Raw genomic sequence first — 21,438 nt, 5'->3', positions numbered from 1 at the left:
CACCGCCATGGCCATAGGCGCCGACCGCGCCATCCTGGTCGAGACCGCCGAAGAACTGCAGCCCCTGGCCGTCGCCAAGCTGCTCAAGGCCCTGGTCGAAAAAGAACAACCCCAGCTCGTCATCCTTGGCAAGCAGGCCATTGACGATGACTGCAACCAGACCGGCCAGATGCTGGCTGCGCTGCTGGGCTGGCCCCAGGCGACGTTTGCCTCCAAGGTCGAAGTTGAAGGCGGCATCGCCAAGGTCACGCGTGAAGTCGACGGCGGCCTGGAAACCCTTTCGCTCACGCTGCCGGCCATCATCACCACCGACCTGCGCCTCAATGAGCCGCGCTACGTCACCTTGCCCAACATCATGAAGGCCAAGAAAAAGCAGCTCGACAACATCAAGCCCGAAGAGCTCGGTGTCGACGTCAAGCCGCGCATTAAGACCCTGAAGGTCAGCGAGCCGCCCAAGCGCAGCGCCGGCATCAAGGTGGCCGACGTGGCCGCCCTGGTGGACAAGCTCAAGAACGAAGCCAAAGTWATYTAAGGACTGATGAMATGACCGCACTCGCATCACTCGTAATCGCTGAACACGACAACAACTCCATCAAGCCCGCCACCCTCAACACCGTGACGGCYGCYGCCCAGTGCGGTGGCGAGGTTCACGTGCTGGTGGCCGGCAAGGGCGCCGAAGCCGCCGCCAAGGCCGCCGCCGCGATTGCCGGCGTGGCCAAGGTCATCCACGTCGAAGGCGATCATTTCGCCCACGGCCTGGCCGAGAACATGGCCGCGCAGGTAGTCGCCATCGCCGGCAACTATTCGCACATCCTGTTTCCCGCCACCGCCTCGGGCAAGAACATTGCCCCGCGCGTGGCCGCGACGCTGGATGTCGGCCAGATCTCCGACATCACCAAGGTCGAYGCCGCCGACACGTTTGAGCGCCCGATCTAYGCCGGCAAYGCGATYGCCATCGTGCAAAGCCTGGAYGCSACCAAAGTSATYACCGTGCGCACCACCGGCTTTGACGCCGCGGCCGCCACCGGTGGCTCCGCCGCCATCGAAACGCCGGCGGGCGTGGCCGACAGCGGCAAGTCGWSCTTCCTGGGTTCCGAGATCGCCAAGAGCGACCGCCCYGAGCTGACCGCCGCCAAGATCATYGTSTCGGGCGGCCGCGCGATGGGCTCCAGCGAGAAGTTCAACGAAGTGCTGACGCCGCTGGCCGACAAGCTGGGCGCSGCMYTGGGCGCTTCGCGCGCCGCCGTCGATGCGGGCTACGCCCCCAACGACTGGCAGGTGGGCCAGACCGGCAAGATCGTCGCGCCSCAGCTTTACATCGCCGCCGGCATTTCCGGCGCGATCCAGCACCTGGCCGGCATGAAGGACAGCAAGGTCATCGTCGCGATCAACAAGGATCCTGAAGCGCCTATCTTCAGCGTGGCYGACTACGGCCTGGAAGCCGATTTGTTCACGGCTGTGCCTGARCTGGTCGCAGGCATCTCTGTCAACTAGTTGAGACAGCGGCCTCAACGCCTGGATGCCCAGACCTAGTCCGGGCAAAACGGCTCGACTCTGGCACGGTCATAAGCTCCCTGAGCGGCAAGCGGACAGGAGATATCTGACATGGCACGGTCCCCGGCTACCGGCCGAGGGCCCGGACGGCTTTGAGTTCAGGTTGAATCACCCTGCGTACATGGTCCGTGAAGGCATCCACCAAGCGCGATCCTTGCGCAGCAGGAGGAAGCAGCATGGCGAGGCGGACGGGTACAGCCGGCTTGAATGCGCGAATCTCCAAGCCCGAAGCTCGCTTTTCCTCCAGCGCCGCCAGAGGATTGATCACGCTGACACCCAGTCCCGCCGCAACCAGCGCACAAACCGACGCACCCAGGTCGGACTCCAGCACGGTTCGAGGCCTGACTCCCGCGGAAGCAAGCACTTGATCGATGCGCTCGCGCGGGGCGCTCCCGACAGGAAATGAGATGAAGGCTTCATCCTCGAGATCCGCGGCCTGAACTTGCTTGAGCCGCGAGAGTCGATGTGATTTCGGAAGCACGATGACGCAGTCCATGCTGAAAAGCGTCTCTGCTCGCAGGCCGGGTGAATCGTCGCCGTAGATGATGGCCAAGCCGACATCGCACAAGCCCGAACTCACCCACGTGTTGACGGAGGCCGCCGTGCCCGACTGGATTGTGACCAGGCTTTCAGGGTAGTCCACCTTGAATTGCATGACGGCCCTCGTCAGCAGCCCCGCGGCCAGACGCGGCATTGCGGCCACGGTCAGGCGACGTCCTCCGAACGAAAGAATGTTTGAAGCGGCTGCCTCGAGGCCCGCCAGGCCGACGAATGCCTTTTCGACGTCCTCAAAAAACCGCTTGCCATCCAGCGTTGGCAATAAACGGGTGCCATGGCGCTGGAACAGCGGAAAGCGGACGATCGCTTCCAGTTGGGACACCAACCGGCTGACCTGCGGTTGCGAGGTGTACAAGCGCCGCGAGGCTTCCGTCATCGAGCCGGTCTGCATCACGATGCGAAAGGCCTCGATGTGCTTCAACGTTATGCGGCGGTCCGTCATATCAAAATTGTATAACGAGCACCGTACAACGCATTTCGTGGAATGGGGAGTTTCAGGAATACTCGCCCTCCATGACAGCAAGACATTTGACGACACCATCGGAGCTTGCGCATCATGCGGATCGCGAGGCCTTGGTCGTCGATTTGCGCAGCGACACTGTGACGCAGCCAACGGAGGCGATGTACGAGAGGATGCGGACAGCCCCTTTGGGCGATGACGGTCTCGATGGAGATCCCACCGTCCGCGAACTCGAGGCGGTCGTGGCCGGCAAACTCGGCAAGGAAGCCGGCCTCTACGTTCCGACGGCCACCATGGGCAACCTGCTCGCAGTCTTGTCGCAGGCTGAACGACAGTCCCAGGTCGTTCTCGAGTCGGACGCGCACATGTTCGTGTCAGAGCGGGGCGCCGCCACGCTGAGCGGGGTGTTCTACCTCGGCATCCCGGGAGTAGCGGGGATCATGGACCTTGAGTCCCTGGAGCAGGCACTCCGGTCATCAAAAGCCTTGCAAACCAAATTGGTATGCATGGAAACCACGCATAACAATGCCGGCGGCACCGTGCTGCCTCTGGCACACATGCAGGCAGTTCGGGAACGGGCGCACAGCCGCGGCGCCTGCGTTCATCTCGATGGCGCGCGCCTGTTCAATGCGGCCGTGGCCTTGAACGTGCCGGCCGATGCGGTGGCGCGATCCGCGGACACCATCTCCCTTTGCCTTTCGAAGGGACTCAGCGCGCCCGCGGGAGCGGTGCTGACGGGACCGGCGGCAACGATAGTTCGGGCCAGGCACTTGCGCAAGATGCTGGGAGGCACCCAGCGGCAGATCGGTGTGCTCGCGGCAGCGGGACTTGAAGCAGTGCAGGTGATGCCGGACCGTCTCATGCAAGACCACGCTCACGCGCGTCGCCTGAGCCGGGGGTTAAACAGTATCCACCCGCTGCTTCTGCGCGTGACCGTCCCCGACACCAACATCGTCCTGCTGGATCTGCCGGTAACCGGCCATGACAGCAGCATCTGGGTCCATGAGCTTCGAAAGGCCGGCGTGCTGGTTCGCGCGTGGGGTGAGCGCCGGCTGCGCCTGGTGACGCACAGGCACATCGACGCTTTCGGCGTGGATACAGCCGTTTCCGCGTTTCAAAAGACGGCGGAGAAGCTGCTTGCTGAATGAAGTGGCTACGGTGATGGAAATTTCGATTCATTCTTGACGCAACAAAGGAGATTTAGCAATGTCTGTCATGTCTCGCCGCGACTTCGTGGCTTCCGGTCTTTCGCTCGCGGCTGTGTCCGTGAGCCCGGCTTCTTTTGCCGGTGGTTTCCCGGATCGTCCGATCCGGTTGGTCGTTCCGTACTCGCCTGGCGGCGGCTCCGACTTTGTAGGGCGCCTGATTGCGCAGAAGCTGTCCGAGACGGCAGGCTGGACGGTCGTTGTCGACAACAAGGCCGGCGCCTCGGCGCTGATAGGCACGGACGCCGTCGCAAAAAGCCCCGCGGACGGCTATACGCTGCTGCTGGCGGATGCGGCGCACGCCCTGAATGCGGCCGTGCAGCCCAGGATTGCCTTCGATTCCATCAAGGATTTCTCGCCGCTCACCATGATCGGCTCCTCGCCCCAGCTGCTGGTGGCCCATCCCTCCTTTCCCGCGGACTCCCTCAAGGCATTGCTCGCTTTGCCGCGCGAGCAGTCCGGCAAGTTCGGCGTCGGCACCTCCGGTCCGGGATCGAGCGGGAACCTGCTGTGTGAAATGCTGAAACTCAAAACCGGGATGGAGCTCGTGCACGTACCCTACAAAGGCGGCGGCGCGGCCCTGTCGGACGTTATTGCAGGCCAGATTCCGCTGGTAATCAACTCCGTTCCAGCCTGCATGCCTCACATCCAGGCGAAGAAATTAAAGGTGCTGGCCATTGCCAGCGGCACGAGGGACCCAAAGCTTCCCAACGTTCAGACCTTTGCCGAAAGCGTGCCCGGGGTCGTCGTGAGCAATTGGTACGGCGTCATGGCTCCCGCAAAAACCCCTGCCGACGTTCTGGAGCGGCTGGCCGGGGCGATCTCCAAAGTGCTGGACTTGCCTGAGTTCAAAACCAAAATGGCCGAGGCTTACATTGACCCGACTCCGCGGGGGCCTCAGGTATTCTCACAGTACCTGAGCGCAGAAATACAGCAGTGGCGGTCGGTCGTGACCCAGACCGGATTCAAGCTGAACAGCTAGCAGGAAGGGCCTCTCTTCATCGAACCCGATCAGTGCATGATTCGCCAGGCGCCTGCATCTGGATGCAATCCGTGCCGGCCTCGTCAGCCCGTCACCTCAGCACCACCGTGCGCAGGCCATTGATGAAGACCCGGTGTTCCAGCACATAGCGTAGCGCCCGCCCCAGGGCAAGGCATTCGACGTTGCGCCCGGTGCTCAGCAGTTGCTCCGGGCTGAAGGCGTGGTCGACGCGCTCGAGGGCCTGCTCGATGATGGGGCCCTCGTCGAGGTCGCTGGTGGCGAAGTGGGCGGTGGCGCCAATCATCTTGACGCCGCGCGCATGCGCCTGCTCGTAGGGCCGGGCACCTTTGAAGCCGGGCAGGAAGGAATGGTGGATGTTGATGACGCGCCCGGCCAGCGTCTTGCACAGCGCCTCGGACAGTACCTGCATGTAGCGGGCCAGGACGATTAGTTCGGCGCCGGATTCCTGGATGCAGCGCAGCAGCGCGGCTTCCTGTTGTGGCTTGGTTGTTGGCGTGATCGGCAGGTGATGGAAAGGTAGGCCTTCGGACTCGACGATCGGCCCGAGATCGGCGTGGTTGGACACGACCGCGACGATGTCCATATTCAGTTCACGGCGGCGCCACTGGGCCAGCAGGTCGCGCAGGCAATGGTCGGCCTTTGACACCATGATCATGACCTTGGCCGGCCGGCCCATCTCATGGACAGTGCCTTCGGCCGCGTCGAAGCCTGCGATCAGGCCGCTGAAAGCCTGCCGCAGCGCGTCGATCTCGCCGCTTCTTCCGGCATCAAGACGAAACACGATCCGCATGTAAAACCGCGACACGATCACGTCGTCAAATACGGAAAACTCCTCGATGTAGGCGTCGTGCCGCTCCAACAGCGCCGTGAGGGCCGCCACCTGGCCCCTGGCGCTGGCGACGGCGAGCGTCAGCACATAACGGACGGATTCAGGGTGTTGTGGATGCATAGGATGCCCTGTCATGGTGGATGGCGTCGCCGCTGCGCCGTTTTGCGCCGGCCTCGGCGTCGAGTTGCTGCGCATGAAATTCGGCGCGCGTCACGCGGCGCTCCATGCCGACCGCCCAGGCCTGCCGGCTCATGCGCTGCTTGTACATCCCGACCCACACGTCCGTCACGCGCTCATCGAGGGAGAAGACAAAAGCGAACAGCTGGTTCATCCGCGTTTCGAGCAAGGGGGTGTGCGGCGTGGCGGGCCACACCTGTGTCAGCCAATGGCACAGCGGCGCATAGTCCAGGCACTGGCCGAGCGAACCCGGTGATGCGCTGGTGCAGGCGCTGGCCTTGAGGCTGACCCATAGCGGTTGCGCCAGCAACTCATCGTCATAGACGCCCACCGGGAGCTGGATCTCCAGGCGCTCTATGCTGACGGTCCAGGTGGTGTTCATTGAAAGCGCCGGATCACCAGCCCGCATTCCTGCGTGGCCCGCTCCAGCATCAGCCAGACGTAGCCCCTGAAGCTGCTGCGCACCAGCACTTCGTAGACAGGCGCCTCGTCGGTTTGCCACAGCCAGACCGAGGCCTTGAAGAACAGCGAGCCGGCGCTGGAGCCCGGGCCGAAGACACGCGGGTGCAGGTCCAGCGGGCAACCCTGCGCCAGCACATCGCGCGCCGGGACGCCGCTCAAGTGCAGCACGGTGTAGCCTCCGCTCACATCGGTCACCGCGTAATGCTGCCCCGCCAGGGCCTGGCGCAGCTTTGCCTCGATCAGGGCTGCCTCGCCCTTGGGACCGACGACGAACCAGTCGTCCGGCCCGACCCACACCAGCCTGAGCCCGGCGTTGGCCGTACTCGTGCAGGGTTGGACCGGCAGTTCAAGGCCGAGCGCGCGGGAGACCGCCTCACGGAACGCTGGGTCTTCGGCATTGCCGCGCAGGTTGACGATGGACAGGCCGGTGCGCCAGCCGACCAGAAGGGCCTGGTCCGACAGGGACCGCGCCGACGGGACACGCGCGGCCGGAGAGAAGCGTTGGGGGGATTCAAGCATTTTGGCGCTCCGCTTTGGGGTCGAGAAAGACCGGATTGGCGATGGTGGCGGCGGCGATCCTGCCCCCTTGCATCGAAACGAACACGCGCTCGCCCATGCGGCTTGCGCCGCCCTTGACCAGGGCCATGGCGATGGAGCGCTCCAGCGTCGGGCTCATATAGCTCGAGGTGACGTGGCCCACCATGGGCGCGGTCTCGGCGGTGGGCTGCTCGTTCAGGATTTGCGCGCCCTCGGGCAGCACAAAACCCGGGTCATCGGGCAACAGACCAACCAGTTGCTTGCGGTCCGGCCGCGCGGTGTCTTCGCGCGCCAGCGAACGCTTGCCCAGGCAGTCCTTGGTCTTGGTGACCAGACCGCCCATGCCGAGGTCCAGCGGCGTGACGGAACCATCGGTGTCCTGGCCGATGATGATGTAGCCCTTCTCGGCACGCAGCACGTGCATGGTCTCGGTGCCGTAGGGCGTGATGCCGTACTCGGCGCCGGCGGCGTGGATCGCCTCCCAGAGGCGCAAGCCGTCGCCGGACGGCACGTTGACCTCATAGCAGCGCTCACCCGAAAAACTGATGCGCATGATGCGCGCCTTGATGCCGGCGACCGTGCCGTCCCTGTATGACATGAAGGGGAAGGCCGCGTCGTCGAAGTCCACGTCCTCGCAGATCTTCTTCAGCACGTGGCGGCTCTTGGGGCCGGCGACGATGGACGTCGACCAGTGGTCGGTGGCGCTGGTGAGGTAGATCTTCAGGTGCGGCCATTCGGTCTGCAGCCAGCGTTCCATCCAGGCCAGCACGCGCGCCGCGCCGCCGGAGGTGGTGTGCATCAGGTAGTGGTTCTCGGCCAGCCGCACGGTCACGCCGTCGTCGAACACCATGCCGTTTTCATCGAGCATCAGGCCGTAGCGGCACTTGCCGATCTCCAGCTTGGACCAGGCATTGCTGTAGATCCAGTTCAGCAGGATGCTGGCGTCCGGGCCCTGGATGTCGATCTTGCCCAGGGTGGAGCCGTCGAGCGTGCCGACACCGTTGCGCACGGCCAGCACCTCGCGCCGCACGGCGGCGTGCAGGTCTTCGCCGTTCTGGGGGTAGTACCAGGGACGCTTCCATTGGCCGACGTCCTCGAACAGCGCGCCGCGCTTCACATGCCACTCATGCATGGCGGTGGTCCGGATCGGGTCGAAGGCGTCGCCCAGCTCCAGCCCCGCCACCGCGCCGAAAGTCACCGGCGTGTAGTTCGGGCGGAAGGTGGTGGTGCCGACCTGGGGAATGGTCTTGCCCAGCGCCAGTGCGGCGATGCCCATGCCGTTGATGTTGCCGGTCTTGCCCTGGTCGGTGCCAAAGCCCATGGCGGTGTAGCGCTTGACGTGCTCGATCGACTCGAAGCCTTCGCGCACGGCCAGGTGAATGTCCGAGGCCGCCACGTCGTTCTGCAGATCGACAAACTGTTTGGGTGCGCGGCTCACGCCACGCGGATGCGGCACCAGCCACAGCGCGCGCAGCTCGCCGCTGTCGCTAGTGGCCACTTCGGGCGCCTGCGCGTCGGCGGTAAAGCCCAGCGCCCACACCGCATCCATGCCCGCGGTGAGGCCGTCCTGCGCGCTCTGCCGCAGCGACAGCATGCCGCCGCAAGCGCCGGCCGAGCGTTCGGACTGCGCCGGCGTGCCCGGCAGGAAAGCCGCCCTGTCATCGTCCCACACCGCCTTGCTGCCGGCCTGGCATTGCAGGTGGATCACCGGGCTGAAGCCGCCCGACAGGGCCAGCAGGTCGCAGGCCAGCGTGCGCGGCGTTCCCAGCAGGCGGCCTTCGGCGTCGATGGGCTGCACCACCGCGCCGCTGACGCGTTTGCCGCCGCGCGCTTCGGTGACCACATGGCCGCTCAGGATGGTGATGCCGGCGCCGCCGGCGCGCTGGCTCAGGGAGCCACTGGGCGCCGGGCGCGCATCGACCACCAGGACCGCCGCGCCGGCCTCCTTCATGGCCAGCGCCGCGTCATAGCCGGCATCGTTGTTGGTGAACACGACGGCCTGGCGCCCCGGCAGGACGGCGTAGCGGCGCACGTAGGTGGAAACAGCGCCCGCCAGCATCACGCCAGGCAAATCGTTGTTGCCGAAGACCAGGGGGCGCTCGTGGGCGCCGGTGGCCAGCACGACCTGCTTGGCCCGGATGCGCCACAGCCGCTCGCGGAACACCGGCGCCTGCTCCGGCGCCAGGTGGTCGCCACGGCGCTCGGCCAGTGTCAGCAGGTCATGGTCCTGGTAGCCGAAGGCCGTGGTGCGCGGCAGCACCGTGACTTCGGGCATCGCCGCCAGCTCGGCGAGCGCACGCTCCACCCATTGCGCGGCCGGCACCTGGTCAACCAGCTCGTCGCTGGACAGCAGCCAGCCGCCCGGCTCGGACTGCTCGTCGCACACCATGACGCGCGCGCCGGAGCGGCCCGCGGCAAGCGCCGCCGTCAAGCCCGCGATGCCCATGCCGACGACCAGCACATCGCAGTGGGCGTAGCGCTTCTCGTAGCGATCGGGGTCGCCCTCGGCGGGCGAGCTGCCCAGGCCGCTCGAGGCGCGGATGCGCTTCTCGAAGAAATGCCAGGCGGCCTGGGACGCCATGAAGGTCTTGTAATAGAAGCCGGCCGGGATCAGGCGCGAGAACCAGCCGTTGACCACACCGGTGTCGAACTCAATGCTCGGGCTGGCGTGGATGGAGCGGGCGCTCAGGCCCTCGACCAGCGCCACTTCGGTCATGCGCGCATTGGGCACGGTGCGGGCGCCGTCAAACAGCTGGACCAGCGCGTTAGGTTCCTCGACACCGGCGGACAGGATGCCGCGCGGGCGGTGGTATTTCCAGCTGCGCGCCACCAGGGACACGCCGTTGGCCAGCAGCGCCGACGCCAGGGTGTCGCCTGCTAAGCCCTGGTAGGCGCGGCCGTTGAAGCTGAAGTTGATGGCGCGCCGGCGATCGATCCGGCCGCCGGTTGGCAGACGGGCGCTCATTGGGCACCTCCCGGCTTCGCGGCGGTGGGCATGGCCGCGGGCGGCGCCTCGCCTATCTTCCAGGTGGCTTCAAAGCGGTAGCTCACCGTGTGGCGCAAGGCATTGAACCAGCGGCCGCAACCGCTCGAGTGGCGCCATTGCTCGTGGTGCAGGCCCTTGGGGTTTTTTCGCATAAAAACATAGTCGCCCCACTGGGCGTCGGTCATGGTTTCCGTGGCCAGGGGGCGGACGATCCCCCCCTCCCCACCGCAGGTGAATTCAGGCTCGGCGCGGTCGCCGCACCAGGGGCAGTTGATTTGCAACATGGGCTTGTTTCCTCAGTGGGCGACGCCAGCCGCGCCGTGTTCGTCGATCAGGTGGCCGTTGTGGAAGCGGTCCAGCGACAGCGCTTCATTGAGCGCATGCGGCCGGTCCTGGGCGATGGTGTAGGCCATGGCCCAACCCGAGCCCGGCGTCGCCTTGAAGCCGCCGGTTCCCCAGCCGCAGTTGATGTACAGGCCCTTGACCGGCGTCAGGCCGATGATGGGGCAGGCGTCGGGCGAGACGTCGACAATGCCGCCCCATTGCCGGTTCATGCGCACGCGCGAGAACAGCGGGAACATTTCGACGATGGCCTGCAGGGTGTGCTCCACCGTGTGGTAGCTGCCGCGCTGGCCATAACCGTTGTACTGGTCGACCCCCGCGCCAATCACCAGGTCACCCTTGTCGGACTGGCTGATGTAGGCGTGGATGGCATTGCTCATCACGACGTTCGGGAAGATCGGCTTGAGCGGTTCGGAGACCAGCGCCTGAAGCGGCTTGCTTTCGATGGGCAGGCGGATGTCGGCCATACCGGCGACGACACTGGAATGCCCCGCCGCCACGATGGCCACCTTCTTCGCCTTGATAAAACCCCTGGCCGTGTCGACACCGGTGACGGTGCCGCCTTCGCGGCGAATGCCGGTGACCTCGCAGTTCTGGATCAGGTCCACGCCCAGCGCGTCGGCGGCACGCGCATAGCCCCAGGCCACCGCATCGTGGCGGGCCACGCCGCCGCGCCGCTGCAGCGATGCGCCCAGCACCGGATAGCGTGTGTTCAGGTTGATGAAGGGAATCATTTCCTTGATCTGCGCGGGCGTGACCACCTCGCCGTCCACGCCGTTGAGCCGGTTGGCGTTGACGCGCCGCTCGATGTCCCGCATGTCCTGCAGGCTGTGGCCCAGGTTCAGCACCCCGCGCTGGCTGAACATCACGTTGTAGTTGATGTCCTGCGAAAGGCCTTCCCAGAGCTTCATCGACTTTTCATACAGCGCCGTGGATTCGTCCCACAGGTAGTTGGAGCGCACGATGGTGGTGTTGCGCGCCGTGTTGCCGCCGCCCAGGTAGCCGCGTTCCACCACCGCGATATTGCGCACGCCGTGTTCCTTGGCCAGGTAGTAGGCCGTGGCCAGGCCATGTCCCCCGCCGCCGATGATCACTACCTCGTATTCGCGCCGGGGTTCGGGCGAGCGCCACTGCTTCTCCCAGCCCTCGTGGTAGGACATGCTGTTGCGCAGCAGCGACCAGATTGAAAATTTCTGCATAGCGGGTTCCTTCTCTCTTCTCTCGATCTATTCAGCGGTCACGGCCCCGGAGCGGTCCAGTCAAGGGCACCGCCGGGCCGGCTTTGCCGGACGGCCAGTGCCGCCCCCCTCGAGGGGGGTGACGCGAAGCGGCGCAGGGGGTGTTCATTCAACACTCAACGATGTTCACGGCCAGGCCCCCGCGCGAGGTTTCCTTGTATTTCGTCATCATGTCGGCGCCGGTTTCCCGCATGGTCTTGATGACTTTGTCGAGGCTGACGAAATGGGTACCGTCGCCGCGCAAGGCCATGCGCGCGGCGTTGACGGCCTTCACCGAGGCGATGGCATTGCGTTCGATGCAGGGGATCTGCACCAGCCCGCCTATCGGGTCGCAGGTGAGCCCCAGGTGGTGCTCCATGCCGATCTCGGCCGCGTTCTCGACCTGCTCCGGCGTGCCGCCCATGACCTGGGCCAGCGCGCCCGCGGCCATCGAGCAGGCCACGCCGACCTCGCCCTGGCAGCCGACCTCGGCGCCGGAGATCGAGGCGTTTTCCTTGTAGAGGATGCCGATGGCCGCCGCGGTCAACAGGAAGTCGGTGACGCCCTGGTCGCTGGCGCCGGGAACAAACCTGACGTAGTAATGGAGCACGGCCGGCACGATCCCCGCCGCGCCGTTGGTCGGCGCCGTGACGACCCGGCCGCCCGCCGCGTTTTCTTCATTGACGGCCAGCGCATACAGGTTGATCCAGTCCATGACCTGCAAGGGGTCCCTCAGCGCCGCTTCGGGGTGCACCGTCAAGGCCCGGTGAAGCTCGAAGGCCCGCCGCTTCACCTTGAAGCCGCCCGGAAGGACTCCTTCGGTGGCGACACCGCGGCGCACGCAGGCCTGCATCACGCTCCAGATCCGCAAGAGGCCGGACCGCACGGCGTCGGCATCCCGCCAGGCCAGCTCGTTGTGCCACATCACCTGGGCAATGCTCAGGCCGCTTTCGCGGCAGCGTTGCAGCAGTTCTATCCCGGTGGTAAAGGGATAAGGCAGGATCTTGCGGTCGGGCACCAGCGCGGGCTGGCCGTCCTCGGCCTGGCTGATCACAAAACCGCCGCCTATGGAGTAATAGGTTTTCTCGAGCAAGCTCTCGCCCTCGGCATCGAAGGCGTACAGGCGCATGCCGTTGGGATGGAAGGGCAAGGCCTTGCGCAGGAACTTCAGGCCTTCGCGCTCATTGAAGGCGATGGGATGGGTTCCCAGCAGCTTCAGGGTTTGCGTCTCGCGCAGGGCCTGCAGCCGGGGCGCGATGGCGTCGGGATCGATCACATCGGGTTCCTCGCCCTCCAGTCCCAGCATGACGGCCTTGTCGCTGCCGTGCCCTTTGCCGGTGGCCCCGAGGGAGCCGTAGAGTTCGCAGCGAACGGCGTGCACCGTGTCAAGCAGGCCGCCGTCGCGCAGCGCGTCCGCGAACAGCCGCGCCGCGCGCATAGGGCCCACGGTGTGCGAGCTGCTGGGCCCGATGCCGATCTTGAACAGGTCGAAGGTGCTGAGTGACATGGCGGATCCGCGGCTCAACCGTAGACCGGGAAGGCGGCGGTCAGTTCGGCCACGGCGGCACGCACCCGGACAAGCTGGGCTTCGTCGTCCGGATGGTCCAGCAGGTCGGCGATCAGATGGCCGACCTGGCGCGCTTCGCCCTCCTTGAAGCCGCGCGTGGTCATCGCCGGGGAGCCCAGGCGCACGCCGCTGGTCACCATGGGCTTCTCGGGATCATTCGGGATGGCATTCTTGTTGACCGTGATGTGCGCGCGGCCCAGCAGGGCTTCGGCGGCTTTGCCTGTCATGCCCTTGGCGCGCAGGTCGACCAGCATCACGTGGCTCTCGGTGCGGCCGGAGACGATGCGCAGGCCGCGCTGCACCAAGGTTTCGGCCAGTGCCGCAGCGTTCTTCACCACCTGTTGCTGGTAGGTCCTGAACTCAGGCTCCAGCGCCTCCTTGAACGCCACCGCCTTGGCGGCGATCACGTGCATCAGCGGCCCGCCCTGCAAACCCGGGAAGATGGCGCTGTTGATCGCCTTCTCATGCTCCGGGCGCATCAGGATGATGCCGCCGCGCGGTCCGCGCAGGCTTTTGTGCGTCGTGCTCGTCACGATGTCGGCATGGGGAATCGGGCTGGGGTATTCGCCCGCGGCGATCAGGCCGGCATAGTGGGCCATGTCCACCATCAGCAGCGCGCCCACGTCCTTGGCGACTTTGGCGAAGCGCTCGAAATCGATGCGCAAGGCATAAGCCGATGCGCCGGCAATGATGATCTTGGGGCGGCTCTCATGGGCCTTGCGCTCCATCGCGTCGTAGTCGATCTCTTCCTTGTCGTTCAGGCCGTAGGACACCACGTTGAACCACTTGCCACTCATGTTCAGCGCCATGCCGTGCGACAGGTGCCCGCCTTCGGCCAGGTTCATGCCCATGAAGGTGTCGCCCGGCTTCAGGAAGGCCATGAACACGGCCTCGTTGGCCTGCGCGCCCGAATGCGCCTGCACATTGGCGGCCCAGCCGTGTTTGTCCGCGCCGAAAAGCTGCTTGACGCGGTCAATGGCAAGCTGCTCGGCCTGGTCGACAAACTCGCAGCCGCCGTAATAGCGCCGGCCGGGGTAGCCCTCGGCATACTTGTTCGTGAGCTGGCTGCCTTGCGCGGTCATCACCGCGGGCGAGGTGTAGTTTTCGCTGGCGATCAGCTCGATGTGCTGTTCCTGGCGCTGGTGTTCCTGCTGGACGATGGCCCAGAGATCGGGATCGACGTTGCTAAGGGACTGCTTGCTGTAGCTGAACATGGGGTAGCTCCTGTGTGGATCGGAGGATTCGCGATGGGGCAATCTTCGTTTCCAAGTGCAAGCGACACAGTGCCAATTACGTCACTCAATATGCAAATTGCGACAACATGCCCTTCGCGCCCTTCTCACCCTTTTCGGCATGGGCGCCCGACGACAGGCGAAATCGGGGCTACGAACCTGTTGACGACCTAAGGCTTGCGCGCAGCGCCGGTAAAGGTCTGGAAGTACTCTGTTTCCAGCATCGCGGGATCGTTGCTCTTGAGCGCCAGGTCAAAAGCATCGCGCATGGCCAGCGCCGCCGGGTTGCGCTTGAAGCAGACATGCATTGGCAGCAGGCCTATGGGGCGCGAGCTGACCTGCACCTGGGGCGCGCCGCCCATGCGCATCAGCGTGTAGGCGAGCACATTCTTGTCGATCACGATGCCGCGTATCTTGCCGTCCAGCAGCTTTCGCAGGTTCAAGGCATCGCTGGCCACGGCTTCCACCGGCTGGCTTTTGTCCTTGACGGCCGCGTCAAACTCCGCGCCGTTGGCATAACCCTCGACCACGCCGAGGCGGTAGGCGGTCAGCTCGGACAGCTGGGTCCAGTTGATGGGCGCGCTTTTGAGCGTGGCCAGACCCAGGAAGCTGCTGCCTATGGGTTGGGACAGATGGCAGTTCTTGTCGCGCTGGCTGCTGTAGTACACCGGAAAGTAGCCGTCGTAGCTGGGGTCCTTCTCGCCTTTGTCCACCGTTTCCGACCAGGCGAAGGAAGCCGACAACAGGCGGTAGCCGGCCGCCTTGGCCAGCACCGAGGTCACGCGCGTGGACAAACCATCCTGCGGCAGCAGCAAGCCGGTGTAGGGCGGCCACTCCAGCGTGGCCAGCCGCATGAATTTGGGCTGCGTCTGGGCCTGGCTGGGTGACAGCGCGTGGGCCAGCAGCAGGGTGGCGGCCAATAACATCCGTTTCATCGCATACTCCAAAAAAATTGACAGCCTGTTGACCCGGTCCGGCCCGAGGCCAGGGGGCTTTTGGCCGTACGGCCTCAAGCCCCCTTCCTCAAGCCGCCTGCAGCAGGCGATGGGGATCGATGACGAATTTCTTGGGCGCGCCGGCATCGAACTGGGCATAGCCTGAAGGCGCATCGTCCAGCGTGATCACCTGCACACCCACGATCTCGGCGATCTTGATGCGGTCCCACAGGATGGCTTGCATCAGCTGGCGGTTGTATTTCATGACCGGTGTCTGGCCGGTGACGAAACTGTGCGACTTGGCCCAGCCCAGGCCGAGGCGGATGCTCAGGCTGCCGCGCCTGGCGGCGCTGTCGGCCGCGCCCGGGTCATCGGTCACATAGAGGCCGGGAACACCGATGCGGCCCGCCGCGCGCGTGATCTCCATCAGCGAATTGAGCACCGTGGCCGGCGCCTCTTCGCGCGAGCCGTCATGGCCGTGGCCGCGCGCTTCAAAACCGACGCAATCGATGGCGCAGTCGACTTCCGCCTCGCCCAGGATGGCCGCGATCTGCTCCGCCAGCGTGGCGTCCTGGGACAGGTCCACCGTCTCGAAGCCGACCTGGCGCGCATGCACCAGGCGCGCCGGATTGACGTCGCCGACGATGATCACGGCCGCGCCCAGCAGCCGTGCCGACGCGGCGGCGGCCAGGCCGACCGGACCCGCACCCGCGACGTAGACCGTGGCGCCCGGCCCCACGCCGGCGGATACGGCGCCGTGGTAGCCGGTGGGCAGGATGTCGGACAGGCAGGTCAGGTCGCGTATCTTGGCCATGGCGCGGTCCTTGTCGGGAAAGCGCAGCAAGTTGAAGTCGGCATAGGGCACCATCACGTACTCGGCCTGGCCGCCTATCCAGCCACCCATGTCCACATAGCCATAGGCGCCGCCCGCGCGCGCGGGATTGACGCTGAGGCAGACGCCGGTGTGCTGCTCCTTGCAGGTGCGGCAGCGGCCGCAGGCGACGTTGAAAGGAACCGAGACCAGGTCGCCCTTCTTGAGGGTCTCCACATCGGTGCCGACCTCGATCACCTCGCCCGTGATTTCATGGCCCAGCACCAGGCCGGCCTGCGCGGTGGTGCGGCCCCTGACCATGTGCTGGTCCGAGCCGCAGATGTTGGTCGACAGGACTTTCAGGATCACGCCATGGCCGATCTTTTTGCCGTTGGGGTTTTCCAGTTTGGGAAAGGGAATGGACCGCACTTCGACCCTTCCCTGTTCGACGTAAACGACGCCGCGGTTTCCTTGCATATGTGTCTCCGGTGTTGTTGGGGATGCGCAGGCCCGCTGCGCGTGCATCGCGAGCCGGGTCTGCCTGCGCAGTGTTGTGGCTTGGCGGCCCCGGCACTTGCGGCCTCGCGACACGCTTGCGCTGAAATGCGCCATGGCCGCGGGCAGGGCACTTGCCGCGAGCGAGGCCGCAGCGGCCCTTCCGGGAGCATTCGCAATGCACGAACTACGGGAAAACCCACCCTTTCGACGCACCGTGTTGGCGCGCAAACCGCGCGGGGCAAGCCCTTGCGGTGCGTATGTCGCATTTGGACAAGTCCGCGTCCGGGTAACACAAGGTAAGGCATCGACGATGCAAAACAATCCGGCAAACCAAGCCCCTCACGACCGATTCATGCACAGCCACCCGCACCCTTTCGCAAGCCTGAGCGAGCGCCGCGCCGCCGGCAGGCATCCCCGCGTGCATCCACACCCCGACTTCACGGTTTCCCTCCTCTATCCTCGAAGGATTTCTCTATGAGCGCCCTGCACCAAGACTCCCTCATCATCGACGGCCTGATCATCTCCAAATGGAGCCGTTCGGTATTCGAGGACATGAAGAAGGGCGGCCTGAGCGCCGCCAACTGCACGGTCTCGGTCTGGGACGATTTCAAAAGCACCGTCCACAACATCGCCGAGATGAAGAACCAGATCCGCGCCAACAGCGACCTGCTGTCGCTGGTTCGCACCACGGCCGACATCGAGCAGGCCAAGAAGGACGGCAAGACCGGCATCATCCTGGGCTTCCAGAACGCGCATGCCTTTGAAGACCAGCTCGGCTACGTCGAGGCCTTTGCCGACATGGGTGTGCGCGTTGTGCAGCTCTGCTACAACACGCAGAACCTGATCGGCACCGGCTGCTATGAACGCGACGGCGGCCTGTCGGGCTACGGCCGTGAAGTCATCGGCGAGATGAACCGCGTCGGCATCATGGTGGACCTCTCGCATGTGGGCGCCAAGACCTCCGAGGAGGCCATTCTCGAATCGAAAAAGCCGGTCACCTACAGCCACTGCCTGCCCGCCGGCCTGAAGGAGCACCCGCGCAACAAGAGCGACGAGCAGCTCAAGTTCATCGCCGACCGCGGCGGCTTCATCGGCGTGACCATGTTCCCCCCTTTCCTCAAGCGCGGCGTCGATGCCACGGTGGACGACTATGTGGAAGCGCTGGACTATGTGATCAACCTGGTGGGCGAAGACTGCGTGGGGGTGGGCACCGACCACACCCAGGGCTACGGCCAGGAGTTCTTCGAAATGCTTACCCACGACAAGGGGCGGTTCCGCCGCCTCACCAATTTCGGCACCGTGCAGAACCCGCTGGGTATCCGCACCATCGGCGAGATGCCCAATCTCACCGCCGCCATGGAACGCGCAGGCTGGCCCGCGGGCAAGATCATCAAGGTCATGGGCCGCAACTGGCTGCGCGTATTCGGCGAAGTCTGGAACGTCTAAGCCCACTCTCAACTCACCCTCAACTCACACTCAACCCACCCCTGCCACCCCTGTCTTTCTGTCCGTTCCTTCAACCTGGAGTATTTTCGATGACCGTCAACACCACCCCACGCCGCCAGTTCCTGGCCCAGACCCTGAGCCTGTCGGCCATCGCCCTCGCCGGCACCGGCGCCCTGGCGCAAGCCAAACCCACCATCAAGATCGGCTTTGTCGACGGCTGGTCGGACAGCGTTGCGACCACCAACCTGGCGGCCGCCATCATCCGCGGCAAGCTGGGCATGAACGTGGAGCTGGTGCCGCTGGCCGCCGGCATCATGTGGCAGGGCGTGGCGCGCGGCGACATCGATGCCACGCTGTCGGCCTGGCTGCCGGTCACGCACGAGGCCTACCTGGCCAACTTCAAGGACAAGGTGCAAATCGTCGGCTCGAACTACCCCGGCGCCAAGATCGGCCTGATCGTGCCGGACTACGTCAAGGCCACCAGCCTGGCCGACCTGAACACCTACCGTGCCGACTTCGACAACCGCATCGTCGGCATCGACGCCGGTGCCGGCGTGATGAAGAAGACCGAGGAAGCCATCAAGGCCTATGGCCTGGACATGCGCCTGCAGCCGAGCTCCGGCCCGGCCATGGCCGCCGAACTGGACCGCGCCTACCGCGCCAACAAGGCCATCGCCGTCACCGGATGGATTCCGCACTGGATGTTCGCCAAATACAAGCTGCGCTTCCTGGCCGACCCGAAGAACATCTACGGCCTCGAAGAGCACGTCGACAGCGTGATCAACCCCAACCTCAATGCCAAGGCGCCCACGGTGGTGGCCTTCCTGAAGAAGCTGTCCTGGAAGCCGGAAGAAATCGGCGCCGTGATGCTGGCGGTCGAAGGCGGCTCCAAGCCGGCCGATGCCGCCGAAAAATGGGTCAACGACAACCCCGCCCGTGTGGCGAGCTGGCTTGCCTGAGTTTTCTTCAGACAAGACAAGACTAGGAACAGCACAGATGCAACCCCAGCTCCCCATTGACGTCAACGCCGGCACCGGCGTCTGGACCACCGACGGCTTGCCGATGATTTACGTGCCCCGGCACTTCTTCGTCAACAACCATGTCGAAACCGAAGCCGTGGTGGGGCGCGAGGTGTATGCACCTGCGCTGTACAAGGCAGGCTACCGCTCCGCTTACTTCTGGTGCCAGCAGGAAGCGGCCACGCACGGCCTGGCCGGCATGGCGGTGTACGAGCACTACCTCAAGCGCTTGTCGCAACGCGGCTGGGGTTTGTTCAAGTTCATCAGTGCCGATGCCGCCACCGGCCATGCGAGCATCCAGCTGGACCATTCGGTCTTTGTGCTGGCGCAGGGCATCGCCGGTGTGCCGGTGGACCGCAGCAAGGTCTGCTACCTGTTCGCGGGCTGGTTCTCGGGCGCCATGGACTGGGTGATGGAGAGCGCAGGCTCGGCGGTGCGCACCACCAGCAGCGAGAGCCAGTGCGCCGCCGAAGGCCATGGCCACTGCGTGTTCACCGTCAGCCCCCTTTAAGAGACAAAGAGAAAAACCGAGCCCCACCATGCGCTACCCGCATTTGTTTGAACCGATACGCCTGAACCAGGTGCTGCTGCGCAACCGCATCGTCAGCACCGCGCATGCCGAGGTGTACGCCGAGGGCGGCAACCCGAACGAGCGCTACATCCGTTATTACGAAGAAAAAGCCAAGGGCGGCGTCGGCCTGGCGATCTGCGGCGGCTCCAGCCCGGTCTCGCGGGACAGCCCCTGGTCATGGTGGAGTTCCATCAACCTGGCCAAGGGCTCGGTGATCGAGCCCCTGAGCCGGCTGGCCGAAACCATGCACAAGCATGGCGCGAAGATCATGATCCAGGCCACCCACATGGGCCGGCGCAATGCCTGGCACGGCTTTGACTGGCCGCACCTGGTCAGCCCCTCGGGCATCCGCGAGCCGGTGCACCGCGGCAACGCCAAGACCATCGAGATCGAAGAAATCCGCCGCATCGTGGCCGACTACGGCCGCGCCGCCAAACGCGTGAAGGACGCCGGCCTGGACGGCATCGAAGTCTCCGCCGCGCACCAGCAGCTGATCGACCAGTTCTGGAGCCCGCGCGTCAACCACCGCACCGACGAATATGGCGGCAGCCTGGAGAACCGCCTGCGCTTCGGCATGGAAGTCCTGCAGGCCATCCGCGAGCAGGTCGGTGCCGATTTTTGCGTCGGCATGCGCATGTGCGGCGACGAATTCCATGAAGACGGCATCAGCCACGAGATGGCCAAGGAGATTGCCCAGGCCATGTCGGAAAGCGGCTTGATCGACTTCCTGAGCGTGGTCGGCTCCGGTGCGGATACGCACAACACGCTCGTCAATTGCATGCCGCCGATGGCGCTGCCGCCCGAGCCTTTTGTGCACCTGGCCGCCGGCATCAAGTCGGTGTCCAGGGTGCCGGTGATGCACGCGCAAAGCATTCGCGACGCCTCGCAGGCCGAGCGCATCCTGGCCACCGGCATGGTGGACATGGTGGGCATGACCCGCGCGCAGATTGCCGATCCGCACATGGTCATCAAGATCCGCGACGGACGCGAAGACCAGATCAAGCAATGCGTCGGTGCCAACTACTGCATCGATCGCCAGTACAACGGCCTGGATGTGCTGTGCATCCAGAACGCGGCTACCAGCCGCGAAGAAACCATGCCGCACGTGATCGAAAAAACCACGGGTGCCCGGCGCAAGGTGGTGGTGGTCGGCGCCGGCCCGGCGGGCCTGGAAGCCGCCCGCGTGGCGCGCGAGCGCGGCCACGACGTGGTGCTGTTCGAAAAGAATTCCGTGGTAGGCGGCCAGGTGAACCTCGCCGCCAAGCCGCCCAAGCGCGAACAGATGGCCGGCATCATCCGCTGGTTCGACATGGAGACCCAGCGCCTGGGTGTGCAACGCCGTCTGGGCGTGGCGGCCACGCAGGAAATGATCCTGGCCGAAAAGCCCGACATCGTGGTGCTGGCCACGGGCGGCGTTCCGCACACCGGCCAGACGCCGGCCTGGGGCGCGGCCGAGGGCCTGTGCGTGAGCGGCTGGGACATCCTCTCCGGCGCGGKGGCGCCGGGCGAAAACGTGCTGGTCTATGACAGCATCAGCACCCATGCCGGCACCGGCGTGGCCGACTTCATTGCCGCACGCGGCAAGCTGGTGGAGATCGTCACGCCCGACGTCAAGGTAGCCGACGACGTGGGCGGCACCACCTTCCCTATTTTTTACCGCCAGCTCTATGCCAACGGCGTGATCCAGACACCCAACCACTGGCTGGAAAAGGTCTACCGGGAAGGCGACAAGCTGATTGCCGTGCTGAAGAACGAATACACCGAAGCGTTGGAAGAACGCGCGGTGGACCAGGTCGTGGTCGAGAACGGCATCCTGCCCAACGACGGCCTCTACTGGCAGCTCAAGCCCCTGTCCTTGAACAAGGGCCAGACCGATATCGATGCCCTGTACGACGCGCTGCCCCAGCCGGGCCTGAGCCAGGCCACCGGCAACGGCGACTTCCTGCTCTACCGCGTGGGTGACTGCGTCTCCATGCACAACATCCACGCCGCGATCTACGACTCGCTGCGCCTGTGCAAGGATTTTTAA

19 protein-coding genes are annotated in these 21,438 nt (G+C 65.1%); 8 read left to right on the top strand and 11 right to left on the bottom strand.

Translation table 11 applies throughout. The annotated features are described in order from the left end of the window. Both AC1D1Y_RS13355 and AC1D1Y_RS13350 read left to right on the top strand, forming a co-directional pair. Positions 1 to 532, top strand: a 532-nt coding sequence (locus tag AC1D1Y_RS13355; protein ID WP_477682746.1) for an electron transfer flavoprotein subunit beta/FixA family protein, incomplete at its 5' end; no start/stop codon positions are given. 11 nt (positions 533 to 543) lie between these two features. After that, positions 544 to 1,494 (top strand): electron transfer flavoprotein subunit alpha/FixB family protein, encoded by a 951-nt coding sequence (locus AC1D1Y_RS13350; protein ID WP_477682745.1) that lies wholly within the window; start codon positions 544 to 546, stop codon positions 1,492 to 1,494. A gap of 127 nt (positions 1,495 to 1,621) precedes the next feature. Here the strand turns inward: AC1D1Y_RS13350 and AC1D1Y_RS13345 are convergent, their stop codons facing one another. Next, positions 1,622 to 2,554, bottom strand: coding sequence for a LysR substrate-binding domain-containing protein (locus AC1D1Y_RS13345; protein WP_477682744.1), 933 nt, complete (start codon positions 2,552 to 2,554; stop codon positions 1,622 to 1,624). 71 nt (positions 2,555 to 2,625) lie between these two features. Here AC1D1Y_RS13345 and AC1D1Y_RS13340 point away from each other — a divergent pair, with 71 nt between their 5' ends. Both AC1D1Y_RS13340 and AC1D1Y_RS13335 read left to right on the top strand, forming a co-directional pair. Continuing rightward, positions 2,626 to 3,720, top strand: a complete 1,095-nt coding sequence (locus AC1D1Y_RS13340) for a threonine aldolase family protein (protein ID WP_477682743.1) — start codon at positions 2,626 to 2,628, stop codon at positions 3,718 to 3,720. Positions 3,721 to 3,778: 58 nt separating this feature from the next. Then, positions 3,779 to 4,759 carry a tripartite tricarboxylate transporter substrate binding protein gene (locus tag AC1D1Y_RS13335; protein ID WP_477682742.1) on the top strand — a complete coding sequence of 327 codons (981 nt, stop codon included), beginning with the start codon at positions 3,779 to 3,781 and terminating at the stop codon, positions 4,757 to 4,759. A gap of 91 nt (positions 4,760 to 4,850) precedes the next feature. Here AC1D1Y_RS13335 and AC1D1Y_RS13330 read toward each other — a convergent pair whose 3' ends face one another. From AC1D1Y_RS13330 to fdhA, 10 genes are all read right to left on the bottom strand, one after another. Then, positions 4,851 to 5,729 carry a formyltetrahydrofolate deformylase gene (locus tag AC1D1Y_RS13330; RefSeq protein WP_477682741.1) on the bottom strand — a complete coding sequence of 293 codons (879 nt, stop codon included), beginning with the start codon at positions 5,727 to 5,729 and terminating at the stop codon, positions 4,851 to 4,853. Then, positions 5,710 to 6,168: a hypothetical protein gene (locus tag AC1D1Y_RS13325; RefSeq protein WP_477655407.1), complete on the bottom strand. Its 459-nt coding sequence runs from the start codon at positions 6,166 to 6,168 to the stop codon at positions 5,710 to 5,712. Before AC1D1Y_RS13325 ends, AC1D1Y_RS13330 begins: the two co-directional genes overlap by 20 nt. Next, on the bottom strand, positions 6,165 to 6,767 hold the full coding sequence (locus AC1D1Y_RS13320) for a sarcosine oxidase subunit gamma (protein ID WP_477682740.1): 603 nt from the start codon (positions 6,765 to 6,767) through the stop codon (positions 6,165 to 6,167). Before AC1D1Y_RS13320 ends, AC1D1Y_RS13325 begins: the two co-directional genes overlap by 4 nt. After that, positions 6,760 to 9,750: a sarcosine oxidase subunit alpha family protein gene (locus AC1D1Y_RS13315; RefSeq protein WP_477682739.1), complete on the bottom strand. Its 2,991-nt coding sequence runs from the start codon at positions 9,748 to 9,750 to the stop codon at positions 6,760 to 6,762. The genes AC1D1Y_RS13320 and AC1D1Y_RS13315 overlap by 8 nt, the downstream gene beginning before the upstream one ends. Then, entirely contained in the window at positions 9,747 to 10,055 is a 309-nt protein-coding gene (locus tag AC1D1Y_RS13310) for a sarcosine oxidase subunit delta (protein WP_477682738.1), read from the bottom strand. The genes AC1D1Y_RS13315 and AC1D1Y_RS13310 overlap by 4 nt, the downstream gene beginning before the upstream one ends. 12 nt (positions 10,056 to 10,067) lie before the next feature. Further along, on the bottom strand, positions 10,068 to 11,312 hold the full coding sequence (locus AC1D1Y_RS13305) for a sarcosine oxidase subunit beta family protein (protein WP_477655403.1): 1,245 nt from the start codon (positions 11,310 to 11,312) through the stop codon (positions 10,068 to 10,070). A 148-nt stretch (positions 11,313 to 11,460) separates the two neighbouring features. Further along, positions 11,461 to 12,837: an L-serine ammonia-lyase gene (locus tag AC1D1Y_RS13300; RefSeq protein ID WP_477682737.1), complete on the bottom strand. Its 1,377-nt coding sequence runs from the start codon at positions 12,835 to 12,837 to the stop codon at positions 11,461 to 11,463. Positions 12,838 to 12,851: 14 nt separating this feature from the next. Next, a complete protein-coding gene (glyA, locus tag AC1D1Y_RS13295; RefSeq protein ID WP_477682736.1) occupies positions 12,852 to 14,111 on the bottom strand; it encodes a serine hydroxymethyltransferase in 1,260 nt (419 codons plus the stop codon). 188 nt (positions 14,112 to 14,299) lie between these two features. After that, the gene (locus AC1D1Y_RS13290; protein WP_477682735.1) at positions 14,300 to 15,064 is read right to left on the bottom strand and encodes a substrate-binding periplasmic protein; all 765 of its coding nucleotides are present in this window, start codon (positions 15,062 to 15,064) and stop codon (positions 14,300 to 14,302) included. An 88-nt stretch (positions 15,065 to 15,152) separates the two neighbouring features. Next, positions 15,153 to 16,352, bottom strand: coding sequence for a formaldehyde dehydrogenase, glutathione-independent (fdhA, locus tag AC1D1Y_RS13285; RefSeq protein ID WP_477655399.1), 1,200 nt, complete (start codon positions 16,350 to 16,352; stop codon positions 15,153 to 15,155). A 495-nt stretch (positions 16,353 to 16,847) separates the two neighbouring features. Between fdhA and AC1D1Y_RS13280 the strand changes: the two genes are divergently transcribed. The 4 genes from AC1D1Y_RS13280 (at position 16,848) to AC1D1Y_RS13265 (ending at position 21,438) form a co-directional block, all read left to right on the top strand. After that, positions 16,848 to 17,819, top strand: a complete 972-nt coding sequence (locus AC1D1Y_RS13280; RefSeq protein WP_477655398.1) for a dipeptidase — start codon at positions 16,848 to 16,850, stop codon at positions 17,817 to 17,819. An 89-nt stretch (positions 17,820 to 17,908) separates the two neighbouring features. Beyond that, the gene (locus tag AC1D1Y_RS13275; protein ID WP_477655397.1) at positions 17,909 to 18,778 is read left to right on the top strand and encodes a glycine betaine ABC transporter substrate-binding protein; all 870 of its coding nucleotides are present in this window, start codon (positions 17,909 to 17,911) and stop codon (positions 18,776 to 18,778) included. 37 nt (positions 18,779 to 18,815) lie between these two features. Next, on the top strand, positions 18,816 to 19,349 hold the full coding sequence (locus tag AC1D1Y_RS13270; protein ID WP_477682734.1) for a DUF5943 domain-containing protein: 534 nt from the start codon (positions 18,816 to 18,818) through the stop codon (positions 19,347 to 19,349). Between the two features lie 28 nt (positions 19,350 to 19,377). After that, positions 19,378 to 21,438, top strand: a complete 2,061-nt coding sequence (locus tag AC1D1Y_RS13265) for an oxidoreductase (protein ID WP_477682733.1) — start codon at positions 19,378 to 19,380, stop codon at positions 21,436 to 21,438.

Source organism: Polaromonas sp. P1_G1 (assembly GCF_056405595.1).
Note: the sequence above shows the minus strand (reverse complement) of the source record. Positions and strands in the feature narration are given on the sequence as shown.

What these genes read in the sequence shown, in the direction of transcription:
- AC1D1Y_RS13345 (WP_477682744.1), bottom strand. Translation starts at nt 2,554, where the DNA reads ATGACGGACCGCCGCATAACGTTGAAGCACATCGAGGCCTTTCGCATC.
- AC1D1Y_RS13340 (WP_477682743.1), top strand. Translation starts at nt 2,626, where the DNA reads ATGACAGCAAGACATTTGACGACACCATCGGAGCTTGCGCATCATGCG.
- AC1D1Y_RS13320 (WP_477682740.1), bottom strand. Translation starts at nt 6,767, where the DNA reads ATGCTTGAATCCCCCCAACGCTTCTCTCCGGCCGCGCGTGTCCCGTCG.
- AC1D1Y_RS13310 (WP_477682738.1), bottom strand. Translation starts at nt 10,055, where the DNA reads ATGTTGCAAATCAACTGCCCCTGGTGCGGCGACCGCGCCGAGCCTGAA.
- AC1D1Y_RS13270 (WP_477682734.1), top strand. Translation starts at nt 18,816, where the DNA reads ATGCAACCCCAGCTCCCCATTGACGTCAACGCCGGCACCGGCGTCTGG.
- glyA (WP_477682736.1), bottom strand. Translation starts at nt 14,111, where the DNA reads ATGTTCAGCTACAGCAAGCAGTCCCTTAGCAACGTCGATCCCGATCTC.
- AC1D1Y_RS13300 (WP_477682737.1), bottom strand. Translation starts at nt 12,837, where the DNA reads ATGTCACTCAGCACCTTCGACCTGTTCAAGATCGGCATCGGGCCCAGC.
- AC1D1Y_RS13290 (WP_477682735.1), bottom strand. Translation starts at nt 15,064, where the DNA reads ATGAAACGGATGTTATTGGCCGCCACCCTGCTGCTGGCCCACGCGCTG.
- AC1D1Y_RS13315 (WP_477682739.1), bottom strand. Translation starts at nt 9,750, where the DNA reads ATGAGCGCCCGTCTGCCAACCGGCGGCCGGATCGATCGCCGGCGCGCC.
- AC1D1Y_RS13330 (WP_477682741.1), bottom strand. Translation starts at nt 5,729, where the DNA reads ATGCATCCACAACACCCTGAATCCGTCCGTTATGTGCTGACGCTCGCC.
- AC1D1Y_RS13275 (WP_477655397.1), top strand. Translation starts at nt 17,909, where the DNA reads ATGACCGTCAACACCACCCCACGCCGCCAGTTCCTGGCCCAGACCCTG.
- fdhA (WP_477655399.1), bottom strand. Translation starts at nt 16,352, where the DNA reads ATGCAAGGAAACCGCGGCGTCGTTTACGTCGAACAGGGAAGGGTCGAA.
- AC1D1Y_RS13305 (WP_477655403.1), bottom strand. Translation starts at nt 11,312, where the DNA reads ATGCAGAAATTTTCAATCTGGTCGCTGCTGCGCAACAGCATGTCCTAC.
- AC1D1Y_RS13335 (WP_477682742.1), top strand. Translation starts at nt 3,779, where the DNA reads ATGTCTGTCATGTCTCGCCGCGACTTCGTGGCTTCCGGTCTTTCGCTC.
- AC1D1Y_RS13325 (WP_477655407.1), bottom strand. Translation starts at nt 6,168, where the DNA reads ATGAACACCACCTGGACCGTCAGCATAGAGCGCCTGGAGATCCAGCTC.
- AC1D1Y_RS13280 (WP_477655398.1), top strand. Translation starts at nt 16,848, where the DNA reads ATGAGCGCCCTGCACCAAGACTCCCTCATCATCGACGGCCTGATCATC.